The 21,704-nt window shown below is 47.8% G+C and carries 29 protein-coding genes; all 29 read right to left on the minus strand.

The features are described from left to right. Positions 1–38: 38 nt before the first annotated feature. The 29 genes from AAB523_01520 to rpsL all read right to left on the minus strand — a co-directional run bounded on the left by AAB523_01520 (position 39) and on the right by rpsL (position 21,436). Positions 39–2,804 (minus strand): type IV secretory system conjugative DNA transfer family protein, encoded by a 2,766-nt coding sequence (locus AAB523_01520; protein MEK7555948.1) that lies wholly within the window; start codon positions 2,802–2,804, stop codon positions 39–41. A gap of 20 nt (positions 2,805–2,824) precedes the next feature. Next, on the minus strand, positions 2,825–3,589 hold the full coding sequence (gene map / locus AAB523_01525) for a type I methionyl aminopeptidase (protein ID MEK7555949.1): 765 nt from the start codon (positions 3,587–3,589) through the stop codon (positions 2,825–2,827). Further along, complete coding sequence (locus AAB523_01530) at positions 3,586–4,179, minus strand: nucleoside monophosphate kinase (protein ID MEK7555950.1); 594 nt, start codon at positions 4,177–4,179, stop codon at positions 3,586–3,588. The genes map and AAB523_01530 overlap by 4 nt, the downstream gene beginning before the upstream one ends. Before the next feature lie 123 nt (positions 4,180–4,302). Next, complete coding sequence (gene secY / locus AAB523_01535) at positions 4,303–5,574, minus strand: preprotein translocase subunit SecY (protein ID MEK7555951.1); 1,272 nt, start codon at positions 5,572–5,574, stop codon at positions 4,303–4,305. Between the two features lie 6 nt (positions 5,575–5,580). After that, on the minus strand, positions 5,581–6,012 hold the full coding sequence (gene rplO, locus AAB523_01540; GenBank protein MEK7555952.1) for a 50S ribosomal protein L15: 432 nt from the start codon (positions 6,010–6,012) through the stop codon (positions 5,581–5,583). 11 nt (positions 6,013–6,023) lie between these two features. Continuing rightward, positions 6,024–6,605 carry a 30S ribosomal protein S5 gene (locus AAB523_01545; GenBank protein ID MEK7555953.1) on the minus strand — a complete coding sequence of 194 codons (582 nt, stop codon included), beginning with the start codon at positions 6,603–6,605 and terminating at the stop codon, positions 6,024–6,026. Positions 6,606–6,625: 20 nt separating this feature from the next. Beyond that, a complete protein-coding gene (gene rplR / locus AAB523_01550; protein MEK7555954.1) occupies positions 6,626–6,970 on the minus strand; it encodes a 50S ribosomal protein L18 in 345 nt (114 codons plus the stop codon). A 20-nt stretch (positions 6,971–6,990) separates the two neighbouring features. Next, positions 6,991–7,524: a 50S ribosomal protein L6 gene (rplF, locus tag AAB523_01555; protein ID MEK7555955.1), complete on the minus strand. Its 534-nt coding sequence runs from the start codon at positions 7,522–7,524 to the stop codon at positions 6,991–6,993. Positions 7,525–7,558: 34 nt separating this feature from the next. Then, positions 7,559–7,951, minus strand: a complete 393-nt coding sequence (gene rpsH, locus AAB523_01560) for a 30S ribosomal protein S8 (GenBank protein MEK7555956.1) — start codon at positions 7,949–7,951, stop codon at positions 7,559–7,561. Continuing rightward, positions 7,945–8,130 (minus strand): type Z 30S ribosomal protein S14, encoded by a 186-nt coding sequence (locus AAB523_01565; GenBank protein ID MEK7555957.1) that lies wholly within the window; start codon positions 8,128–8,130, stop codon positions 7,945–7,947. Before AAB523_01565 ends, rpsH begins: the two co-directional genes overlap by 7 nt. Positions 8,131–8,426: 296 nt before the next feature. Continuing rightward, positions 8,427–8,972, minus strand: coding sequence for a 50S ribosomal protein L5 (rplE, locus tag AAB523_01570; protein ID MEK7555958.1), 546 nt, complete (start codon positions 8,970–8,972; stop codon positions 8,427–8,429). Between the two features lie 23 nt (positions 8,973–8,995). After that, on the minus strand, positions 8,996–9,301 hold the full coding sequence (gene rplX, locus AAB523_01575; protein MEK7555959.1) for a 50S ribosomal protein L24: 306 nt from the start codon (positions 9,299–9,301) through the stop codon (positions 8,996–8,998). Positions 9,302–9,306: 5 nt separating this feature from the next. Next, positions 9,307–9,678 (minus strand): 50S ribosomal protein L14, encoded by a 372-nt coding sequence (gene rplN / locus AAB523_01580; protein MEK7555960.1) that lies wholly within the window; start codon positions 9,676–9,678, stop codon positions 9,307–9,309. A 32-nt stretch (positions 9,679–9,710) separates the two neighbouring features. Continuing rightward, positions 9,711–9,962, minus strand: a complete 252-nt coding sequence (gene rpsQ, locus AAB523_01585) for a 30S ribosomal protein S17 (GenBank protein ID MEK7555961.1) — start codon at positions 9,960–9,962, stop codon at positions 9,711–9,713. 23 nt (positions 9,963–9,985) lie between these two features. Further along, positions 9,986–10,198 carry a 50S ribosomal protein L29 gene (rpmC, locus tag AAB523_01590; GenBank protein ID MEK7555962.1) on the minus strand — a complete coding sequence of 71 codons (213 nt, stop codon included), beginning with the start codon at positions 10,196–10,198 and terminating at the stop codon, positions 9,986–9,988. Positions 10,199–10,254: 56 nt separating this feature from the next. Further along, complete coding sequence (gene rplP / locus AAB523_01595; protein MEK7555963.1) at positions 10,255–10,683, minus strand: 50S ribosomal protein L16; 429 nt, start codon at positions 10,681–10,683, stop codon at positions 10,255–10,257. A gap of 14 nt (positions 10,684–10,697) precedes the next feature. Continuing rightward, complete coding sequence (gene rpsC, locus AAB523_01600) at positions 10,698–11,378, minus strand: 30S ribosomal protein S3 (protein ID MEK7555964.1); 681 nt, start codon at positions 11,376–11,378, stop codon at positions 10,698–10,700. Position 11,379: 1 nt separating this feature from the next. After that, the gene (rplV, locus tag AAB523_01605; GenBank protein ID MEK7555965.1) at positions 11,380–11,901 is read right to left on the minus strand and encodes a 50S ribosomal protein L22; all 522 of its coding nucleotides are present in this window, start codon (positions 11,899–11,901) and stop codon (positions 11,380–11,382) included. A 54-nt stretch (positions 11,902–11,955) separates the two neighbouring features. Then, on the minus strand, positions 11,956–12,297 hold the full coding sequence (gene rpsS, locus AAB523_01610; protein ID MEK7555966.1) for a 30S ribosomal protein S19: 342 nt from the start codon (positions 12,295–12,297) through the stop codon (positions 11,956–11,958). Between the two features lie 184 nt (positions 12,298–12,481). Beyond that, complete coding sequence (gene rplB / locus AAB523_01615; GenBank protein MEK7555967.1) at positions 12,482–13,330, minus strand: 50S ribosomal protein L2; 849 nt, start codon at positions 13,328–13,330, stop codon at positions 12,482–12,484. Between the two features lie 3 nt (positions 13,331–13,333). Continuing rightward, on the minus strand, positions 13,334–13,732 hold the full coding sequence (locus tag AAB523_01620) for a 50S ribosomal protein L23 (protein MEK7555968.1): 399 nt from the start codon (positions 13,730–13,732) through the stop codon (positions 13,334–13,336). Positions 13,733–13,739: 7 nt separating this feature from the next. Continuing rightward, on the minus strand, positions 13,740–14,462 hold the full coding sequence (gene rplD / locus AAB523_01625; GenBank protein MEK7555969.1) for a 50S ribosomal protein L4: 723 nt from the start codon (positions 14,460–14,462) through the stop codon (positions 13,740–13,742). Positions 14,463–14,482: 20 nt separating this feature from the next. Continuing rightward, entirely contained in the window at positions 14,483–15,088 is a 606-nt protein-coding gene (gene rplC, locus AAB523_01630) for a 50S ribosomal protein L3 (protein ID MEK7555970.1), read from the minus strand. Between the two features lie 105 nt (positions 15,089–15,193). Then, the gene (rpsJ, locus tag AAB523_01635; protein MEK7555971.1) at positions 15,194–15,499 is read right to left on the minus strand and encodes a 30S ribosomal protein S10; all 306 of its coding nucleotides are present in this window, start codon (positions 15,497–15,499) and stop codon (positions 15,194–15,196) included. A 207-nt stretch (positions 15,500–15,706) separates the two neighbouring features. Continuing rightward, entirely contained in the window at positions 15,707–16,900 is a 1,194-nt protein-coding gene (gene tuf / locus AAB523_01640; protein ID MEK7555972.1) for an elongation factor Tu, read from the minus strand. A 643-nt stretch (positions 16,901–17,543) separates the two neighbouring features. After that, positions 17,544–17,993 (minus strand): NUDIX domain-containing protein, encoded by a 450-nt coding sequence (locus AAB523_01645; GenBank protein MEK7555973.1) that lies wholly within the window; start codon positions 17,991–17,993, stop codon positions 17,544–17,546. 232 nt (positions 17,994–18,225) lie between these two features. Beyond that, entirely contained in the window at positions 18,226–20,370 is a 2,145-nt protein-coding gene (gene fusA / locus AAB523_01650) for an elongation factor G (GenBank protein ID MEK7555974.1), read from the minus strand. A 157-nt stretch (positions 20,371–20,527) separates the two neighbouring features. Further along, the gene (gene rpsG, locus AAB523_01655) at positions 20,528–20,998 is read right to left on the minus strand and encodes a 30S ribosomal protein S7 (protein MEK7555975.1); all 471 of its coding nucleotides are present in this window, start codon (positions 20,996–20,998) and stop codon (positions 20,528–20,530) included. Positions 20,999–21,025: 27 nt separating this feature from the next. Beyond that, positions 21,026–21,436, minus strand: coding sequence for a 30S ribosomal protein S12 (rpsL, locus tag AAB523_01660; protein ID MEK7555976.1), 411 nt, complete (start codon positions 21,434–21,436; stop codon positions 21,026–21,028). Positions 21,437–21,704 lie beyond the last annotated feature (268 nt).

A 21,704-nucleotide genomic window follows, 5' to 3' on the forward strand; every position in this document is an offset into this window, starting at 1 on the left:
AAGTGGTGCTCGGTCAACTATGTGTCATGCGTTTGTCTCTACACACTTTTCCGATACTTCGCCATGATTTCCGCTTCCACCTCCGCCCGGTCCCGGCCGTACCGGCTATATGAAAGCTCCTTTATGCTCTCGGTAACGGCAGGGTCGCCTTTCGCTCCCGAGCGTGTCTCTATGCTAAAAGGCTTGGCTGGCTGGCCATTCACCAAGAGTTTGAGGTATGCGTTGTAATTGTCCAGATTCATGATATCCGATGGAGTAAAAACCGGTTCAAATTGGCTCTTTACATATTCGGCATCTTGCGCTCCAACACGAAATACCGCGAGAGAACCGACATTGCCGAACACGGCGTCTTTGGTGCGGTCATCAAGCTGAGCGATAAATTGATGCGCGAGATTGAGAGAAAGCCCGTACTTGCGCGCCTCGGATAAAATAGTCGCGATGGAATCGGTTGTGATGTTTTGGAACTCATCTATATACAGATAGAAATCGGGGAGCTTCCCTCCCCCCACAGCGTCAACGCGGGAGAGCGCGGCCATCAAAATCTTTCCGACGAGAATGAGCCCGATCAAATGCGCGTTGATGTCGCCCAAGCGGCCTTTAGAAAGATTGACGAGAAGAATTTTACGCTCATCCATGACCTTTCTAAAATTGAACGCCGAGGTGCTCTGCGCAATGATCGGTCGCATGATCTCATTTGCCAAAAACACATCAAATTTGCTCGTGATATACGGCACTATATTGGCGAGAGCGGACTCGCCGCCGGCCTTCCCGGCGATATCGCGCCAAAACTGCAGAACAACCGGGTTTTTGCACCGGGACAATTTAAACTCCCGAAACTCCGCGTCTGAAAGAACGCGCGAAACATCCAGAAGCGTATTCCCCGATGACGGGTCGTCAATGACGAGAAGTGTCGCGTTGCGAAAATACTGCTCAAACATCGGCCCGCCGGCCACTTTCATGTCAAACAATTTGTTGAAAATAGATAACAGCTCATCAACCACAAAGGTCTTCTGTTCAGGGTAGCGCGTATCATACTCAAGCATATTGAGCCCCATGGGACGCTCTGTGTACGATGGATCAAAATAGATGACGTCTCTCATGCGCTCTTTCGGAATATTGGCAAGCACGTCCACGATATCGGTTCCATGCGGGTCAATCATGCACACCCCCTCGCCGCGTGCGATATCCTGTATGATCATGTTCTTGAGAAGCGTTGTTTTGCCCGTGCCGGTCTGTCCGATCGTGTAGAAGTGGCGCAACCGGTCTTCTTTTTTCATATAGACTTCGGTTGCAACATTGTGATATTTGTTAACCCCGAGAAGCGTTCCCTCTTTAGGTAGATCAAGAGGCGAGGGCGCGCTGCCTGCCTTAGCCTGACGTAACCCCTCCGCGTGCGTTTCCTTCACGGGGAAATGCAGGATGGTCGTCAGTTCCTTCAGATTAAGAGGGAGGCTTTCTTCGTCCACAAAAGTTCTATAGGAAAATTCCTGGAACACCCGCAGAAGTTTCCTGCCTTTTATTTCAGTAAAGGAGATCCCGTTGCCTTGCGTATTCCCAAACTGGTTGAATGCCGACTCTATGTCACTCAATATTTCGCGGGCGCGGTGCTCCGTTTCTGCGGACGCAATGATCCGGATGTTGGTATTAAAGATAGTACTGCTGATCTTTTGTGTGATGCCCAAGGTGATCGCTTCATCAATGCCGGGCAAATTTGCACTCGCGTCATTTTTTCCTTTGTGCGCGCCGGAAGCAAAGAACAATTCTCCTACGGCTTCCGTAAATCCTCCGGTGAAAGTTTCGGGGGTGTTGATCGCCTTTTTGGCAGGAACCCCTTTGCGTATCTTATCAAGCACCAGTCCGTAACGCTTGATGAACTGATCTCCTGCGGGCGAAATAACGATCTGCAGGGCTGCCCCTTCGCCCTTGTTCTCCAGCTTGGAAAAAGCGTTGAGTATGCTATTGAGAGGATCATGCTCAAACTGGTCATATGTCTTAATAGGGAATAAGGGACTCTCCGAAGAAGAAGCAAGGGAGCCCACCGATGCGCCATCTTCATTGAATACATTGTAGTCGTCTTTCACCGCCGAGAGCTTGGCGTGAGGGAATGTGGCGTGAAGGTGCTTTTCCAACAAACTCTCCTTGCCTGCGGGCACGGCAACATAAAACACCACTTCATTGCCGATGTTTGCGTTCGCGATCTCAAGGGTGAAGTTATTCCTGCCCGGAAGATTATCCTTCCCATCGGAAATAGACAGCATCCCTGCGTAAAATTGCTCCATGACGGCGATCATTTCTTTGAACGTCTTCTCGCGATTCTCGCTTGATACCGCGCTCGGCAGGGCAATCTCATAGAGCTTCATGTGAAGCGCTTTGAATATTTGGCTGCCGGGCTTGAGACCGGAGAGCTCGGGGTCGTGGTGGATATACTGCACCAGAAACCGATGAAAATCATCGGTTATGTGCGGATTATCCATTTTTTCCAGCACGGAGAGTGTGTTCTTGAGCCCTTGTTCTTGCAGTATGCCAAGCAGTTCTTCCATCGTCTCGTCATGCTCCTCCGGAGAGAGCTCAAGAACGATTTTTTCAACCTCGCGCTCTTTGGCGCGATACGATTCTTCAAGAACCTCTTCGGGCTCCCTTGCTTGATATTCCCCGATAGTTTCCTCTGTGAGACGTTCGCGCTCCGGAGTGGTAGGCATGTGTTCAAGTGAGCGCTCTTTTTCTTTGAGCCTCTCACGCAAAAACCGGATTTCCTCTTCGGGATTTTTGAACTTGGGTGTTTCTGTAAATCGGATACTTTCCATTACTACCCATTATATAACAATTAAAGCTTCGTTAAAATCTCCGGTTCTCCTGAAGTGACAAGAATGGTATGTTCAAAATGCGCGCTCCGTTTGTCATCTGCCGTTTTGAACGTGTACCCATCATCATCCAGATACACTTCTTTGCTCCCTTCGTTTAGCATTGGTTCAAGCGCAAGCACTTGTCCCGGTTTCAATATCGGCCCGGTTCCCTTTCGGCCAACGTTGGGAATGTAAGGATCTTCGTGCACCTTATGCCCCACACCGTGTCCGCCAAGGACCTCGATTACTCCATAGCCATGTGGCTTAACGAACGTTTCAATCGCTTCTCCGATATCTCCCACTCGCGCGCCACCGCGCGCGGCGGCAATACCAACCACAAGCGCTTCGCGCGTTACGTCAATAAGTTTTTTTGTCGCTTCGTCTATTGCGCCGACTGGCACAGTGACAGCCATGTCGGTTACCAGACCTTTGTGGGTAATACCGAGATCAAGGCCGACAATGTCCCCTTCTTCAAGCACCCGCGGCCCCGGTATGCCGTGCACCACTTCGTTATTTACCGAAACACAGAGAGAACGAGGGTAGGGGAAGCGCGCGCCTTCCGGTTTGTAATGCAAAAACGAAGGCGTATCTCCATATTGTCGTATCAGGCGTTCGGCTATGTGATCGAGTTCGAGAGTCGTAATGCCCGGGCGCACCGATTGCGCCACTTCATGCAAAACAGAAGCAAGGCGCCTGCCTCCTTCTCGCAACAATACAATCTCTTCTGCTGTGTAAACAGTGCTCATTGTTTGGTTGTCTGTCTGATGATCTCTTGGTGGACATCTTCAATGTCCTGTTTGCCGGGTATTTCAATAAAGGTGTAGTTTGGGTTCTGTTTGAAATAATCGAGCGCGGGAACAACCTCTTTCTCAAACCAATCAAGGCGGTTGTTGATATACGTATCCGTGTCGTCTTTTCTCCCGCGCCCCTTCATGAGTGCGAACGCATATTCACGCGGCACATCAAGATGTAGGACGAACGGGCGTTCCCGCTTGTAAAAACGAAGCGCCGAATCAAGCACGTATGATTCGTCTAAATGGCGCGCGAGTCCATCAAGTATGAGGTGCTCTTCACCGGTAAAATTTTTAATCAAGTAATCCGCCCATGTCCAAATAGGGAGAAACTCCGGCAGTAGTTCTCCTCTCTCTATCGTTTCTTTGGTCAGCTTGTTCGTAAAACCACTCCCTGTCATGAACTCACGAAATTGGGATCCGGTCTCAATATAAAGCACTTTGCGGTCCGTGCTTTCTTGTAAGTGTTTCAGGAGAAGGCGCGCCTGAGTTCCTTTCCCTGACCCGGAACGGCCGAAGAATATGAAAGTTTTGGGCTGTTCCATATTTTGTCAGTATACCGTATTTTGCTTGAAAGTATAGCATTTTGCTTGAAGGTACGGGGCGCAAAAAACGCCCCGATATTATCGGGGCGTTTTTAAAAACATGAAAGAGCTTTTCTTTCAAGATTAATATTCTCGGAGAGATACCTGCGCATCGATCTTCTTCATGAGGTCTAGCACCACCGCAACCGCGATCAAAAGTGCGGTTCCTCCGATCGCAAGCGCCGTAATACCCGTGATCGCCTGCACAGTAAGGGGTAATACGGCAATCAACCCGAGGAAGAATGCGCCCACGAACGTAATGCGAGTCAATATTTTGCCAATATAAAGTTCGGTTGACTTGCCGGGCCGTACACCGGGAATAAATGCTCCGCTTTTTTGGAGGTTTGTGGCGATGGATTCCGGGTCAAACGTAACGGCGGTGTAAAAGTAAGTGAAAAGAAACACTAACAAAAAGTAGAAGATGGAATAAAACCATCCATTATTAAGAAAGGCGAGCACCGCGTTTGAGACGGTCTGGACGATCGCGCTGTCAACATTGGCGATAAAATTCACGATCATTTGCGGCAATAGCAAAATGGAGAGCGCAAAAATGATCGGAATAACTCCCGCCTGATTTACTCGGAGTGGCAAATACGTTGAAACGCCGCCATATACTTTCATGCCGCGCACTCGCTTGGCATACGTTATCGGTATCGGTCGTTCCGCCTCGGTAATAATAACGACACCGGCAATAATGGCGACAGCCGCGATCAAAAATCCGAGATAGAGCGGTATTTGTGAGATATCAAAGGAGAAGACGAGTTGACTGACTGTTGTCGGAATAGCCGCAACGATACCCGCAAAAATGATGATGGACACGCCATTCCCGATACCAAACTCGGAAATAAGCTCCCCGATCCACATAAGAAACAGTGACCCTGCCGTCACGATAATAATATTCTCAATGCGGTCAAACATGGTAAGCGACCCCAAAATACCCTGTCGCTCCAATATCAAAAGCAGACCAAACCCCTGAATGACGGCCAAGGGCACCGACAGGAAGCGTGAATATTGGGAAAACTTTTTCTTTCCTGCTTCTCCTTCCTCGTGGTACAAAGCCTTCAGCCTTTCAGACATGATCGTCATCAACTGCATGATGATGGACGCAGTGATGTATGGCGCCACGCCAAGCATCACGATAGAGAGATTGGAAAGACCCCCTCCGGAGAAAATATTCAAAAGTCCGAGAAATTGGTTGTTCGCAAGGAATTCCTGAAGGCGCGCCACATCAATGCCGGGAATCGGTATTGACGCAAGCGCGCGAAACACCACAAGGGCGACAAAAATAAACACAATCCTGTTGCGCAAGCCCTTGTCCCTAAAAATAAGTTTTATTTTTGTCCAGAAATTTTGCATACGCTTTTATTCTATGCTCCCGCCCGATTTTTCAATTTTTTCTTTCGCGCTGGAAGAAAAAAGGCAGCCGGAGACCGTGATTTTTTTAGTGAATGTGCCGTTACCCAGGAGCTTGATCCGGGGAATTTTCCCTTTCTTCTTTTTTACGATACCCTTTTGTACCAACACAGCGGGAGTTACCGCTTCACCGTTCCCAAAGCGCTCTTCAAGGGCTCCGAGATTTACCACTACCGGCTTTTCCTGAATGGAAGCAAAACGATATCCTCGCAACTTCGGCAGCCTCTTGATGATGTCGCGCATTTCAGGACGCAATTTCCCTCCGGCACGCGCTTTTTGGCCTTTGGTGCCTCGTCCGGAAGTCTTGCCACGCTTGCCGCCACGGCCAACACGCCGACTTTTTTTGTTTGGTATATTTCGTTGTAATTGATGAATTTGCATGAACGAGAAGTTTATACTTTAAAAACTTGGAGTGCTTGAAGCGCTGCGCGCGCGTTGTTGAGCTTGTTTTTGCTGCGTGAAAAGATCTTTGCGCCAACATCCTTGGCCCCTAAAAGATCCAGTACGGTTCGCACGGAACTTCCCGCAACAATACCGCGGCCAGGAGCGGGCAAAAGCATTAATCGCGCGCTGTTCAATTTTATTTCCACTTCGTGCGGTATGGACATGTTCTTGGTTAACTTCACCTTTACCATGTTCTTCTTTGCATTTTTGAATGCTTTTTCAATCGCAAGCGAAGTGTCTCCGGCCTTCCCTGTGCCGATACCGACACGGCCCTTTCGGTCTCCGGCAACAACGGCAACGCTGAAACTAAATCTTCGTCCTCCCGTAACTACGCGCGCCACGCGTCTGATATCAATGATCTTCTGATCAAATTCAGGTTTTGCGCGCTCAGGCCGCGGTCCTCGCCTCTGCTTGCCGCCACCACCGCCGCCGCCCGATCTGCTGCCTCCTTTTCGAAACGGAGTTTTGCCCGCTCTTTTTTCGCCCGGCATGTTCGGGTCTTTATTTGTTTGTGCTTTTTCTTCTACCATATATTTATACTAGTACACAATTAGAACTTAAGTCCTCCTTCGCGTGCTCCCTCGGCCAATGCTTTTACTCGACCGGTAAAAATAAACCCTCCGCGATCAAATACCACTTTGGCTATCTTCTTTGTCTGTGCATTCTTTGCCAATTCACGCCCGGCATCTCTTGCGCGTTCCGTCTTTGTCTTTCCCTTTGCCTCCTTATCTGAAACTGCGACAAGCGTATTGCCTTTGTTGTCATCTATGATCTGCGCGTACAGATATTTATTTGACTTAAACACCGAAAGACGCGGCACTGCTTTTGTGCCCACCACCTTGGCGCGGATGCGCTTATGACGTCGTATTCGTTTTTGTGTTTTGATGTTTTTCATCTTTTTATGTTGCCGCGCTCTTACGTGGACTTCTTACCCTGTTTTCTCCTGACCACTTCTCCGACGTAACGAATACCTTTTCCTTTATACGGTTCCGGTTTTTTGAGCGCTCTTAGTTTTGCGGTAAACTGCCCCACCTGTTCCTTATCAATACCGGAAATGGTAATCGTGTTCTTTTCGGTAGTGACGTGTAATCCTTCGGGTATGACAACTTTTATCGGGTGAGAAAAACCAAGCGCAAAATTCAAATCCTTTCCTTTCAATTCAACTTTAAATCCAATTCCTTCTATTAAAAGCTTTTTTTCATAGGGTGTGTTGACCCCTTTCACCATGTTTATCAAATGGGATGCGTACGTACCCCAGAGTGCGACAGTGTCGGGTGAGATCTCTTTCGGTACGAGCTTGATCTCTTTTTCTGAAATGTTAATGTCAATCGTATCCTTAAACTCCCGCTTTAATTCGCCGAGCGGCCCTTTTACGACGATAAAACCGTCACTTTTTGTGACTTCTGTTTTCTCCGGGATCATAATGATTTGTTTTCCTACTCGGCTCATGTGAATTTTGTTGGTGAGTTACTTATACTTGCCCTTACCATATCTTAAACAACGCTTCGCCGCCAACATGCTCTTTCCGCGCCTCTTTATCGGTCATGATACCCTTTGGGGTGGAAAGTACCAGCAGTCCGTATCCGTGACGCACCGGTTTGATGTCACCAACCCCCATATACACACGACGAGACGGCTTTGAAACGCGCGCCGCATCGGCAATGCGCGGCTTTTTGTTGGTATAGGCAATGCTTACCTCAATGACCTTCTTCGCCTTTTTCCCTTTCTTGCTGACTGATCCGATATATCCCTCTTTTTGTAAAAGACTCACAATCTCAAACTTTAATTGTGAATAGGGAATAATTGTGGACGGCAGTCCCGTGTTTCCCGCATTCTTAATGCGCACCAATAAATCTGCAATAGGGTCTGTTACCATGATGATTTCTTAATTCCCGGAATCTTTCCCTCGTTGGCAAGTTCCCGAAAACAGATACGACAAAGATCAAAGTCACGCATATATCCGCGCTTTCTTCCGCAACGAAAACAACGACGCACCTCCCGAGTGCTGTATTTTGGTTTCTTTTGCGATCGCGCAATGACTGATGTTTTTGCCATACAAAAAATTAATTATGCGTTTATGTTTCAAAACGCCGAGACAGTTTCCTGCCAATGTCACACTTTTATTCTTCTGTGCCCCCCTAAGGGTGGTTCAGAAGGAGAAAAGCGGATTGAGCAGGTAATTATCAAACAAAAAAGCTCATGCGAGCTTGGATTACATACTATCAGACTATTGTGTATTGTCAACCGAGCACCACTTTTACCATTGAAACAAAGTGATTTTTGGCCTATAGCGCATCATTGTTTCTGTAGATACTCAATGGAGAAATTGGTAAAAGCGGTGCTCGGTTTAACTACTTCTCCTCTCTCTTTTTGAACGGGACACCGATATGTTCAAAGAATGTTTCTGCCTCCTTCTTGTTGTGCACATTGGACACGACGGTGATCGCCATGCCAAACACATCCTTGAGCTCTTCGTCGGAAGTTTCCGGGAAGATTGTGTGTTCTTTGATGCCGATGGTAAGATTTCCCATCTCATCAATGGCGCCTCGGCTAATACCCTTGAAGTCGCGGGTTCTTGGGATCGCGATGTTGATAAGCTTGTCCAAGAACGCGTGCATGCGCGCTCCGCGCAACGTCACCGTATGGCCAACCGTATCTCCTTGGCGCACTTTAAACGTCGCAATGGATTTTTTGGCGCCTCGCGCAGACGGTTTTTGTCCGGTGATCTTTGCCAATCGGTCGGGAATCAATCCGATTTTGTTCTTATCTTTGATTGATCCGATACCCGTGTTGACCACCACCTTAATGACTTTGGGTGATTGCATCTTGTTCACATATCCAAACGCGCCTTTCAGTGCGTCAAATGCTTTCAATTGTTTTTCTTTTATCGTTTCCATGATATTGCTCTACCTATTCCCATTTACAGTATTGAACCGCTCTTCTGGGCAACTCTCAATTTCTTTTTTCCGTCAACCCTCACCCCAATCCGTGTCGGCTTCCCTGTCTTTGGGTCTTTAAGGCTCACGTTTGAAACATGCATGGGTGCCGCAAACTCCACGATCTGCCCTTTCTGTCCCTGGCGTCGAGCGCGCTGGTGCTTTTTCTTGAGGTTCATACCCTCCACGATCACCTGGGTACGCACAGGAAAAGAACGAACAACTTTTCCTTCCTTGCCCTTGTCTTTGCCCGTAATTATTACCACCGTGTCTCCTTTTTTGATCTTCATGATATTTATATGATCTCCGGTGCCAATGAAACGATTTTCTGGTACCCCAATTCACCGATCTCGCGGGGAATAGGGCCGAATATTCGTCCGGCCACCGGCTCCTTTTTGCCCTTCTCCAATATAACAACCGCATTCTCATTGAAACTGATGTATGAACCGTCCTTTCTTCGAAACGGTTTCACTTGGCGCACCACTACCGCTTGCACCACATCTTTCTGTTTGACCGTCTTGCGCGGCTCTGCAACCCTCACCGAGAGCACCACGATATCGCCGATGCGCGCATAGCGTCTTTTTGAGCCTCCGAGTATCTTGAACACGTTCCCGATCTTGCCGCCGGAATTATCAGCTATTTTTACTTGTGTGAGTGCTTGTATCATGTTTCTTTTATTGCGTGTGCATCTCTTGCAAACTATTGAATAGCTATCACCCTAAATGACTTATCTTTTGAGATCGGCTTACATTCCTCAATGGTTACCTTGTCGCCGATCTTGCACGTGTTGTCCGCGTCATGCGCTTTATATTTCTTGCTGATCTTCTGATATTTTCCATATTTGGGGTGCTTCACGAAACGATCAACCAAAACAACGATGGTTTTGTCCATTTTGTCTGATACTACGCTGCCGCGTAATTTCTTCGGTGTTTTTTTGATTGTTTGGTCCATATGAAAATTAAAAATTGGGCGTTTTACTTTGACGCTCGGCTCTGTTCCGCGGAAGAGCTTCGCTTATTTATTTCAGTCAAAAGAGACGCGACGCCTTTCCTGAGATTCCTTCCTTCTCTCATGTTCTTGATCTTGCTCCCTGAGATCCCGAATCGAAAAGCGCGGAGAGCTTCTCTTTTCTCTCGCAGTTCCTTTTGGAGATCTTTTTCTGATTTATTGTGGGTGTCTAAAGACATGCTTAATGATATTACTTATCTTTATGGGGAAAGTCAATGATGGATTTTACGCCTGTTTATCTCGCTTCACGAGAAATAATACGTGTTTTTACCGGAAGTTTGGTGCCCGCCTTTCGGAGCGCTTCCCTGGCCACAGCCTCTACCGCGCCGTCAACTTCAAAAATAACGTGGCCGGGATGCACCTCAAACACATACCCCTGCAAATCGCCTTTCCCCTTTCCCATCCCCACTTCTGCCGCCTTTTGTGTGTAAGGCCTGTCGGGGAAAATGCGAATCCATACTTTTCCCGTCTTGGAGAGCGCGCGAGAAAGAGTTTTTCTGGCAGCTTCAATCTGATTGGACCGCACGCGCGCGGCTCCTTGCGATTTCAAACCAAAAGAGCCGAAAGCAAGAGTCGTACCGCGGGTGGCAGGCAATATAAGCTTGGCAGGATTTCTCCTTCCGGTTTGCCATTTTCTGTGTTTTACTTTTTTGGGAAACAACATGATGTGTTAAATACTTATTGATTACTTTTAGTCTGACCCTTCGTGTCAAAAATCTCTCCTTTGTATATCCATACTTTGATACCAATCACCCCGTATGGCAACCGGGCACGCTCTCGTGCAAAACTGATATCAGCACGGAATGTCTGGAGAGGAATCCCCCCTTTTTTGATCTGCTCTCGTCTGCTCATTTCAGCGCCGCCAAGTCTTCCCGAAAGCGCAATACGCGCGCCCTTCACATCCTTGTTCGCCATCACCTTTTCAATGGTCTGTTTTACCACCCTACGGAATGGCATGCGTTTTTCAAGCGCTTCCGCTATCATCTGGCTAACGATCGCCGCGTCAGATTCGGGGGATGACACCTCTTCAATGTCAATCTTGAGGTCTGTAGGTGCGGCAATCTTCAATTTGCGGAACATTCCCAAAACATCATTGCGTAATTTGGTCATACCCTCACCTGACCGTCCGATGATCATACCCGGTCGCGAGGTCTTGATGATAATGCGAAACATTTTTTCGCTGCGCTCCATCTCAATTGACGCAATATAAAATCCGCGGAGGCGCTTTTCAAGATATTCCCGGATCAACACATCGCCGCGCAAAAATTCCTGATACCTCCCTGACGTACCAAACCAGCGGGATTGCCAATCCTTAATAATACCTAACCTATGCGCATACGGGTGAACGGTGTGTGTCATGTTATGATTTCTTTATCTTGTTTGATTGTTTGGCTTGCAGATGTCTCGCCTCCTTTTTCGGCTTTACCTCCTTCTTGCTTCCAGGAGCCTTCTTGGCGTCTTCCTTGGGCACTACCACTTTCTCCTCCTCTCTCAAAGATGCTTCTTTGCCTTTTGTTTCGGCTACTTCTTTCATTTTCTCTCCACCATGTTTTTTATCCACTATGTCCAATATGATGGAGACATGGCTTGAATGCTTGTGTATGGCGGATGCGCGTCCGAACGCGCGCGGTAGGGACCGCTTGAGCGTAAGACCTTTGTTTACCTGTATCTCTTTGATCATGAGGTCTTCTTTTTCAATGCCAAAATTCTCCTTTGCGTTCGCAACCGCTGATTCTATAAGCTTTCTCAGCGGAGGAGCGGCTCGCTTGCTCAGAAAATTGACCTCTCGAAGCGCCAGACTAACCTTTTTCCCGCGCAAAAAATCGGCAACCAAGCGTACCTTGCGGGGAGACTGTCTATAGTTTTTCAGTATTGCTTTCATATATTGACTGAATAGTTTACGCGTTGCATTCACTTCCGCTCTCTCACGCGTAAACTATTTCTTGGTTTCAACGGTCGCCTTGGCTGATTGAGCTGCGGCAATTTCTCCTTCTTTTTTCTTCTGTTCCAGTTCTTTTTGCATCTTACCGCCATGTCTGAAGAACTTCTTCGTGGGAGAAAATTCACCCAATCGATGTCCTACCATCTCTTCTGATACGAGTACGGGAATGTGTTCTTTGCCATTGTGTACGCCGAACGTAAAACCAACCATCTCGGGAGATATCTGGCTTGCGCGTTTCCACGTCTTAATAACGCCAGTTGTCCCTGACTTTTTTCCTTCAATCTTCTTCAGCAGTCTTTCATCCACGTAGGGACCTTTTTTAAGTGAGCGTGTCATATAAAAATAGCAAAAACAAAAGCCCGTTTTGTGAGAGCTTATGAGGTATCTTATCAGATTGCCCAATATTGTCAAACGTCTAATTTTGACATAGCGCGCAGCGCCAAGATTCACTAGCGGGGTCGCAAACTCCAGACATGTCGATATGTGTCAAAAAACCCGCGCATAGTGCCGGGTTTTTCTGCTACTTCTTTTTGCCTACCTTGCGGCGCTCCATAATAAATTTGTTTGAGTATTTCTTTGCTCGGCGTGTTTTTTGGCCTTTTCCGGTTGGCTTACCCCATGCTGACACGGCACGCCTACGTCCACGGCCTTGTCGCCCTTCACCACCACCATGCGGGTGGTCAACGGGGTTCATGGCAGAACCACGCACAGTCGGACGAATGCCCAGCCATCGTGATCGTCCCGCTTTTCCGATATTGCGCAGTTTATGCTCTTCGTTTGATACGGCGCCGATGGATGCCCATGCCGTTCCAATGATCTTGCGGATCTCTCCTGACGGCATTCTTATCTGCGCGTATCCGGCGTCGTGCGCCGCAACCTCCGCGAATGAACCCGCTCCACGAGCGATACGCGCTCCGTTATTGGGCTTTAACTCTATATTGTAAACAAGCGTACCTGAAGGGATGTTTTTCAGCGGAAGCCGATTGCCTGTCACGATATCCGCTTTTTCAGAAACAACGAACGTACTGCCCACCTTCATGGAGGCAGGAGCGAGCACATACCTTCGTTCCCCATCGGCATACAGCACCAGAGCAATAAATCCCGATCTGCTTGGGTCATATTCTATCGTCTCAACCTTAGCCGGTATGTCTATTTTGTTATACGTAAAATCAACGTCGCGGAAAAGGCGTTTATGGCCTCCTCCTTTATGGCGTACGGTGATACGCCCCGCATTATTTCTCCCCACGGCGCGCTTACCGCCCCTTACCAAAGACTTCTTTGGTTGGGACGCCGTCAAAACACCCCTATAAGAAACGGTTGTCATGTGTCGGCGTGATGGTGTTATGGGTCTATATTTCTTCATGATGATTTTTTACACGAATTCTATGCTGTCCCCCTCTTTCAAATATATGACTGCCTTTTTCCCGCCTGATTTTATTCCCCTTTTCCCGCGAGAAAAAACTTTCTTTGCAGGAAGCACCATGGTATTCACCTTGATGGGATTCACCCCGTAAAGATGAAGAACCGCTTGTCGTATCTCTTCTTTGTTTGAGCGAGGGTCTACTTCAAAGATGTAGGTGTTCTTCATCGCTTCATCGGTCGCCTTTTCCGTCACACGCGGCCGCAAGAGCACGTGAGAGAATGCGGACCTCCCGGTGACTACAGCCACGCCCTCTTTAGGCGCAGTCTTTGTTGTCTTCTTCTCTTCCACTCCCTTCTTTGCCGCAAAGCCTGCCACCTCGTCTTTTGTTTTTTTATTAAAAATCGCCATATTATTTTTACGCCGTAACTGCTACCGTTCGTTTTGTCTTTTTCTCTTTTTCTTTTTCTTTCTGCTTGATCATCTTTCCCTCCAGAAAGTCCATGCTTTCTTTTGGTCCGACCATCACCAGGTATTTGTAGTTCAAGATATCAAGAGGGTTCAAGTTGTACACTTCCTCGATCGCAATATTGCCGAAATTACCAAAGCTCTTGTATATTTTTTGATCTTTAGCGGTCGTCGTGATGAGAGTGGAATTGTTCTTTTTGTTTAAGACCCCATCAAACCCTTGAATACCTCCGAGCGCCGAGAGCACCCCGCGCGCTTGTGCTGTTTTTATTGCGTCAAAAACAAGCTTATCAACAAAGAGAATCTCATTGCTTCGCAGTTTTGCGGACAATACCGTATAAAGAGCTTTCGCCCTCATTTTCTTAGTGGTCTTTTTTGCGTAATTTTTCTCCTTTCGGGGACCGTGCGCAACACCGCCGCCAACCCAGATCGGGGAGCGAATAGAACCATGACGCGCTTGGCCGGTTCCTTTTTGCTTCCATGGTTTCTTACCGCCTCCGGAAACCTCGCTTCTGTCTTTCGCATGCGCGACAGGCGTGCGCGCGTTTGATTGCATCGCCAATACCACCTGGTGCACCAAGTCACCGTTCCAAGACAGACCGAACACACTCTCGGGTAGCGCCACCTTTCCAACTTCGTCTCCTTTTTGGTTGTATACTTTTGCGTCCATCATACTGTATTGCACCGGGACAATTATCCGGTTATCTCAATGACTGTTCCTCGGCGACCCGGAATGGCTCCTGATACCGCCATCACGTTGTTTTCTTTATCAATGGCAACCACCTTCAGACGCTTAACCGTCACACGATCGGCTCCCATTCGTCCTCCCATCCTTGTTCCTTTAAACACTCTCTGCGGGCCGGTTGCGCCGATAGAACCCGGTTCACGCTCGGAGTGTTTTTGGCCATGAGTACGCGGACCTCCGTGGAAACCATGACGCTTCACCACTCCTTGAAATCCTTTTCCTTTGCTCACTCCGCTGACCTCCACCACGTCGCCCGGCTCAAATGAAGACACATCAAACGAATCTCCGACTTTCATTTCACCAGGAGCGGTGCGGAATTCCTTGACGTATCGGAAGTTGCCGAGGCCTTTGAAATGCCCCTTTTCTGCTTTGTTGATGTTGCGAGGGTTTTTGGCACCATAGCCAACCTGCACCGCCTCGTAGCCGTCTTTTTCACCTGTCTTTACCTGGGTCACCACTACGGGGCCAGCCGAAAGCAGTGTAACGGGAATGGCAGTACCATCTTCCGTAAATATCTGCGACATTTCTTCTTTTGTGCCTAAGATAAATTTCATAGAATGCAATTGGTTCATTTCGCTTCTCTGTATACGCGACGGGACAATACGAAATCCCTACGTCTACTACCCTATCTTGTTTTAGGCAATATCCGTCGTAGTACTTTACACCATTTTGACGTCAACGTTAACCCCCGAAGGAAGATTGAGATTGGTGAGGGCCTCAATGACCTTTGGCGACGGATTCAGTATGTCAATCAACCTTTTATGAGTTCTCATCTCAAATTGTTCTCGCGCATTCTTGTAAACGAACGCAGCTCGGTTGACGGTGTACTTTTTAATTTCCGTAGGAAGGGGTATCGGACCCACTACCTCTGCGTCATATCGGAGTGCCGTATCAATGATCTGCTTTACCGACGCGTCGAGCACTTTGTGCTCATACGCACGCACCCGTATGCGCAACTTTGACACTAACTCTTTTTTGGAAGACGCTTTGATCGTCTTTACTTTTTTCTCCGCATGTTTCTCTTTTGATTTTGCGGAAACGGCGGGTTTTTTCTTTGTTGTTTTTTCTGCTGTAGACATAATGTATTACCTATACCCCTTGGGTGTCTCATTGCAACTGGTAAAATACGTAGGTTGTGGCAAGAAGCTTCGCTTCTTCGTCACAACCACAAACTAGGCGATAACCTTTGTGACCACTCCCGCACCAACGGTTTTGCCGCCTTCTCGCACGGCGAAACGCTGTTGGTCCTCAAGGGCGATCGGAGCAACCAATTTTACATTAAAGGTAACAGTGTCGCCCGGCATCACCATTTCAGTACCCTCCGCCAATGTCACATCTCCGGTCACATCGGTCGTTCGGATGTAGAACTGGGGCTTGTATCCGCTGAAGAATGGGGTGTGTCGGCCTCCTTCATCTTTCGTCAAGATATATACTTCTGCGGTAAACTCGGTGTGAGGGGTTACGGATCCCGGTGCCGCGAGCACCTGACCGCGAGTCACATCCTCTTTCTTAGTACCACGGAGAAGAATACCCGCGTTGTCTCCCGCCATACCCTTATCAAGGGATTTGTTGAACATTTCAATACCGGTTACCGTAGTTTTCGTGGTCGGTCTAATGCCGACGATCTCTATGTCACCGCCAACCTTGACCTCTCCGCGTTCGATCCTGCCGGTTACCACCGTTCCACGGCCTTCAATTGAGAAAACGTCTTCAATTGGCATCAAGAATGGTTTTTCAATATCACGTTCCGGTAATGGGATGTAGGTATCAAGCGCGTCCATAAGTTCAAGGACCTTCTTTACCCATGGATCTTCTACTGACGTTGCCTCTGTGGCTTTGAGTCCCGAACCCCTGATAATGGGGGTGTTCGCACCGTCATATTTATACTTCGTTAAGATCTCGCGAACTTCTTCTTCCACCAGATCCACAAGATCAGGGTCGTCAACCATATCAACTTTGTTGATAAAGACAACGATTTTCGGAACACCTACCTGCTTTGCAAGCAAAATGTGCTCACGGGTCTGGGGCATCACGCCGTCAGTAGCCGCGACTACTAAAATCGCACCGTCCATCTGCGCGGCGCCGGTGATCATATTCTTGATATAGTCTGCGTGACCAGGCGCATCGATATGCGCATAGTGGCGGGCATCCGTTTCATATTCACTGTGGTGAAGAGAAATGGTGATACCTCGTGCTTTTTCTTCCGGAGCGTTGTCAATGTCGTCGACTTTCTCCAATTTTACCTTTTTTCCGGCCAAGTGGAGGGAATTCAAAATACCCGCCGTAAGCGTAGTCTTTCCATGGTCAACGTGCCCGATGGTTCCTACGTTTACATGTGGCTTGGACCTGTCAAATGCTTCTGCCATATGATTTTTTGTCTGACAATAAGTATTGAGTGCGCGAGAACATGGCCTCAATACTAACTACCAGATCTATTACAAATTAATAAATAAAGGGTATTAAACCCTTTGTTTCGTCTTCGCTCGGACGAAATGTAAAATCAGAATTTTCCATTTCGCTCCTCGCTAGCCGAAATAAAAAGGATCCGTATCCTTTTTTCGTTCGTCTGCCGGCGGCAGGCACGAACGCAAATAAAGGGCAAAAAAAGTACACCCTTTGTTTCAACGTCACTCGGACGCCGTATAAAACCTGCCTTGCCGGTAGGCAGGTCAGAGTTTTCCACGCGCTCCTCGTTTGTTGAAATAAAAAACAACGCGAAATGCGGTGTACCTATACTAACAAATCGTAAAAAGAAGTCAACCGAGCACTACTTTTACTAACTTCTCCATTGGGTATCTGTGGAAACAATAATTACATTATGCACCAAAAACCCCTTTGTTTCAATAGTAAAAGTGGTGCTCGGTCAACCCGGCGTACAGTTAACCTTATGGGGTGACAGTTTAGATGGATTGGGGTGACAAAGGGTAACCGTCCTTAAAACACGATATTCTGGCAAACAAAAATCAGCAATTGGCGTATTCCCCAAAGTCTAGCAGGATAAAGAGTTTTTTAGTCATTCTTTTGTCTAAAAATTTCCGCAAAAAAGAGTTGGTCCCTCACTATGTTAAATGCAGTATTATAAAAACCCACTTCCCCATTTTTTACTTTCAGAACCTGCTCTTTTAAAATTTTCTGAGCATCTTTACTGTTAAGCCAGACAACAGATAGATCATTCTTTTTTTCATCTTCCGTTCTCGTGTCTTCGCCCGTTTTTTTTATCACTTTGACAACAAAACACACTGTCTCGTATTCCTTTGCTTCCCTGTTCCTATACTCATGCACTCTCCCAATCTCTCCAAGGACTTCAACTTCAAAGTTTATTTCCTCATCGCACTCCCGCTTTATTTCTTTTTCAAAATCATTGCTCTCCGCCCCGCCGCCTGCAAGTAAATAGAATCCGTGAACGGGATTGGTGACAAACCCAAACTTTCCCTCATTATCTATAACAACAGCTTTCACTGTCGTTCTTTTTTCAAAAACAGCCGGTTTCTCAAATTCCGGGTGCTCGAAAATATCTTCGTCTTTGATAGTCTTCAAGTATTCCATTGTTTGATTATACAACAAAAAGCCCCAAGCTCTTGATTCTTTTACAATCGTCAGTGTACCCGGGTGGGGACTTACCGTCAGCTTTTGCTTCAGTTGTCGGATCAGCTCCTGCACCCGAAAAAGAAGGTGGGGGGGTTATGAGACGTTACTTTCTTGACGCAATAATAGTCTCCGCCACATTCTGCGGTACAATAGCGTAATGAGAGAATTCCATCGTGAAACTTGCGCGTCCCTCGGTCATGGAACGCAGGGTTGTGATGTAACCAAACATCTCCGAGAGAGGCACGGTCGCTTTTATCGCCTTGCTCATGCCGCGTTCTTCCATACCTTCCACCTGACCCCGCCTTGAGGACAGATTGCCGGTAACGTCGCCCATGAATTGTTCCGGTGTCACCACTTCAACCTTCATCACCGGTTCAAGCAGTACGGCGCGTGCTTTCTTTGCCGCGTCCTGGAAGGACATGGAAGCCGCTATCTTGAATGCTATTTCCGATGAGTCCACTTCGTGAAACGAACCGTCATAGAGATCCGCGGAAATATCAACCATAGGGAAACCGGCAACCACACCCTTCGCCATCGCTTCTTTGATGCCTTTTTCTACGGCGGGAATATATTCCTGCGGAATGGCGCCTCCCTTAATACTGTTGACGAATTCAAATCCTTCACTGCGCTTCACGCTTTTCGGCAGATCCTCCACATCCACATTCTTGTCCATCGGCTTCACTCTGATCTTCACGTGACCATACTGGCCGCGCCCGCCGGTTTGCTTCACATACTTTGTTTCCGCCGATGCTTCATTGGTGATCGTCTCTCGATAGGCAACCTGCGGCTTTCCGACATTTGCTCCAACCCCGAATTCGCGCTTCATGCGGTCAACAAGCACTTCAAGGTGCAGTTCGCCCATTCCCCAAATAACAGTCTCCGATGTTTCCGGATCGCTTGTTACTTTAAATGTCGGGTCCTCTGCAGAGAGACGGTTAAGCGCCATACCCATCTTTTCCTGATCGGCTTTTGTTTTCGGTTCAATTTTCAACGATACCACCGGCTCCGGGAAGTCAATTGCTTCCAGGGTGATCGGGTGCTCGTCGTCGCAGAGCGTGTCTGAAGTAACCGTGTTCTTGAGACCTATCGCGGCTGCAATTTCTCCCGCGTACACCTTCTTCACTTCTTCCCGCTCATTGGCGTGCATGCGCAAGATTCGCCCGATACGCTCTCTGTCTCCGGTACGCGCGTTATAGACATATGAACCCGCTTCAAGAGTTCCGGAATAGACGCGGAAATAGGTAAGCTGTCCTACGAACGGATCGGTTTGAAGCTTGAATGCCAGCGCGGTAAAAGGTTCATCGTCTGACGCGTGTCGCACGATCTCTTCTCCGGTTTTTGGATCAACTCCTTTTACCGGAGGAATGTCTAGCGGAGAAGGCAAGTAATCCACTACGGCATCAAGCACGAGTTGAACACCCTTGTTCTTCAACGCGGAACCGGTAAACACGGGAACAAGCGTATTCCCAATAACCGCCTTGCGAGTGATCGCTTTCAACTGCTCAAGGGGAATTTCCTTTCCTTCCAGAAAATCATTCATCGCCTGTTCGTCATTTTCCACGATCTTTTCAATGAGTTCAGCGTGGAATTTCTCCGCGTCAGCTTTCAAATATTCGGGGATCTCTTTTTCCACCACTTTACTGCCCATGTCTCCTTCAAAATAATAGGCTTTCATGCGGAGCAGGTCTATCACGCCTTCGTGTTTTTCTTCTTCCCCGATGGGGATCTGAAACCGTACGGCGCTTTTGGTGAGGCGATCCAAAATTGTTTTGTATGAATGTTCAAATGAAGCGCCTGTTCTATCCAGTTTATTGATGAAGCAAATGCGGGGTACATGATACTTGTCCGCCTGACGCCACACGGTTTCCGATTGCGGCTCTACGCCGGCAACGCCGTCAAATACCACCACGCCGCCATCGAGTACCTTCAAAGAACGTTCAACCTCAACGGTAAAATCAACGTGTCCGGGTGTATCAATAATATTGAACCGGTGTTTAGCTTCTGTATTGGAATGATCGGCATAGGTTGGAGTCCAGAAAGCGGTCGTTGCGGCTGAGGTAATGGTGATGCCGCGTTCCTGCTCTTGTTCCATCCAGTCCATGATCGCCGTGCCTTCGTGCACCTCGCCGATCTTGTGCGAAACACCGGTATAAAACAACACGCGCTCGGAAGTCGTCGTCTTTCCGGCGTCAATGTGGGCGATAATCCCGATATTTCGTACTCTTTCTAAAGGATAGTCTCGTTGCATGAAAAATCTAAATAATAAATAAAAATTCTGCTTAAAAACTTTCAAAATGAGATGCGTGGCGAGGCGACAAAGAAAAAATGTATGAGTTGTGTGGATACACTACGATTACATTTTTTCTGCAGACAACGAAGTCATGTGTTCATTTTGGAAGTTTTTTCTACCAAGCAAAGTGCGCAAATGCTTTGTTTGCTTCGGCCATCTTGTGGGTGTTCTCCCTCTTTCTGATCGCCTCACCTTCGTTGTTACTTGCCGCGATAAGTTCTTCGGCGAGCCGTTCGTGCATCGGTTTGCCTTTCTTTGCTCGTGCCGCATCAATGATCCATCGGTACGCAAGCGCGATGCGCCGTTCGGGGCGCACTTCGCGCGGAACTTGATAGTTTGCACCGCCGATACGGCGTGAGCGCACTTCCATGAGCGGTCCCACGTTCTTGATCGCGGCATCAAATATCTCCACCGGGTTCTCTTTCTTGGTTTTTTCCTTGATGATCGCAAAAGAATCATACACGATATCACGCGCGGTGTTCTTTTTGCCTCCCATCATGAGGTAATTGATGAACTGGCCTACTTTCTGGGAATTGTAGACATAGTCAGGGGAAGCCGGTATTCGATTTTTTACTGCTCGTCGCATTGTTTAATTAAATTTAAAAACTATGTTTTACTTTGGAGCTTTGGCGCCGTAACGGCTGCGTGATTTCTTCCTGTTCTCAACACCCGATGCGTCCAACATGCCTCGTACGATCGTATACCGTACGCCGGTAAGATCCTTCACGCGGCCACCGCGCAGTAATACCACCGAGTGTTCCTGCAGATTATGCCCCATGCCCGGAATATACGCGGTGACCTCCATACCGTTGGTAAGACGCACTCTGGCTATCTTTCGCAACGCTGAGTTCGGTTTTTTAGGCGTGGTGGTTGAAACCTTTACGCATACCCCTCTCTTGAACGGAGACGGGTACCATACCGGCTTGTTCTCAATCGTGTTAAAACCGCGCGTCAAAGCGACGGTTTTACTCTTTCTTGTTCCTTTGCTTCGTCTTCGTTTTGTTAACTGATTGATTGTAGGCATATGTGAGATAAAGGGATAAGGGCCTGGTACTTGTTTGCGCATGTCGCAATATTTCGCTCTCAAACAAAAACAAGGCATTTGCCCGTAGGCATTACTTTAATACGTTCCCATAAAAAATGCAAGCCCGGTAGTAGAAAAAGGTATGGTCTCACCACAGGTGGGACGCGCAAGGCGCTATACCTTTTTTCACTACCGGGCAAGCCTCCCTATTCTTTAGAAACTAAAGCCTGCGCCGGTAATGAACGAAAAGAGGAAAAACACGAGGGGG

The organism is Patescibacteria group bacterium, from assembly GCA_038063375.1.
GTDB lineage: Bacteria > Patescibacteriota > Minisyncoccia > Phycocordibacterales > JANLHH01 > JANLHH01.

Coding starts and splice junctions, on each gene's coding strand:
- rpsS (MEK7555966.1), bottom strand. CDS start 12,297: ATGACACGCTCACTTAAAAAAGGTCCCTACGTGGATGAAAGACTGCTG.
- AAB523_01520 (MEK7555948.1), bottom strand. CDS start 2,804: ATGGAAAGTATCCGATTTACAGAAACACCCAAGTTCAAAAATCCCGAA.
- AAB523_01545 (MEK7555953.1), bottom strand. CDS start 6,605: ATGGTAGAAGAAAAAGCACAAACAAATAAAGACCCGAACATGCCGGGC.
- rplR (MEK7555954.1), bottom strand. CDS start 6,970: ATGAAAAACATCAAAACACAAAAACGAATACGACGTCATAAGCGCATC.
- AAB523_01565 (MEK7555957.1), bottom strand. CDS start 8,130: ATGGCAAAAACATCAGTCATTGCGCGATCGCAAAAGAAACCAAAATAC.
- AAB523_01620 (MEK7555968.1), bottom strand. CDS start 13,732: ATGGCGATTTTTAATAAAAAAACAAAAGACGAGGTGGCAGGCTTTGCG.
- rplN (MEK7555960.1), bottom strand. CDS start 9,678: ATGATACAAGCACTCACACAAGTAAAAATAGCTGATAATTCCGGCGGC.
- rplF (MEK7555955.1), bottom strand. CDS start 7,524: ATGAGCCGAGTAGGAAAACAAATCATTATGATCCCGGAGAAAACAGAA.
- rplE (MEK7555958.1), bottom strand. CDS start 8,972: ATGGAAACGATAAAAGAAAAACAATTGAAAGCATTTGACGCACTGAAA.
- rpsC (MEK7555964.1), bottom strand. CDS start 11,378: ATGACACACACCGTTCACCCGTATGCGCATAGGTTAGGTATTATTAAG.
- tuf (MEK7555972.1), bottom strand. CDS start 16,900: ATGGCAGAAGCATTTGACAGGTCCAAGCCACATGTAAACGTAGGAACC.
- secY (MEK7555951.1), bottom strand. CDS start 5,574: ATGCAAAATTTCTGGACAAAAATAAAACTTATTTTTAGGGACAAGGGC.
- rpsL (MEK7555976.1), bottom strand. CDS start 21,436: ATGCCTACAATCAATCAGTTAACAAAACGAAGACGAAGCAAAGGAACA.
- rpmC (MEK7555962.1), bottom strand. CDS start 10,198: ATGTCTTTAGACACCCACAATAAATCAGAAAAAGATCTCCAAAAGGAA.
- AAB523_01530 (MEK7555950.1), bottom strand. CDS start 4,179: ATGGAACAGCCCAAAACTTTCATATTCTTCGGCCGTTCCGGGTCAGGG.
- rplC (MEK7555970.1), bottom strand. CDS start 15,088: ATGAAATTTATCTTAGGCACAAAAGAAGAAATGTCGCAGATATTTACG.
- rplX (MEK7555959.1), bottom strand. CDS start 9,301: ATGAAGATCAAAAAAGGAGACACGGTGGTAATAATTACGGGCAAAGAC.
- rpsG (MEK7555975.1), bottom strand. CDS start 20,998: ATGCGACGAGCAGTAAAAAATCGAATACCGGCTTCCCCTGACTATGTC.
- rplP (MEK7555963.1), bottom strand. CDS start 10,683: ATGTTGTTTCCCAAAAAAGTAAAACACAGAAAATGGCAAACCGGAAGG.
- rpsH (MEK7555956.1), bottom strand. CDS start 7,951: ATGGTAACAGACCCTATTGCAGATTTATTGGTGCGCATTAAGAATGCG.
- map (MEK7555949.1), bottom strand. CDS start 3,589: ATGAGCACTGTTTACACAGCAGAAGAGATTGTATTGTTGCGAGAAGGA.
- rpsQ (MEK7555961.1), bottom strand. CDS start 9,962: ATGGACCAAACAATCAAAAAAACACCGAAGAAATTACGCGGCAGCGTA.
- fusA (MEK7555974.1), bottom strand. CDS start 20,370: ATGCAACGAGACTATCCTTTAGAAAGAGTACGAAATATCGGGATTATC.
- rplO (MEK7555952.1), bottom strand. CDS start 6,012: ATGCAAATTCATCAATTACAACGAAATATACCAAACAAAAAAAGTCGG.
- rplD (MEK7555969.1), bottom strand. CDS start 14,462: ATGATGGACGCAAAAGTATACAACCAAAAAGGAGACGAAGTTGGAAAG.
- rplV (MEK7555965.1), bottom strand. CDS start 11,901: ATGAAAGCAATACTGAAAAACTATAGACAGTCTCCCCGCAAGGTACGC.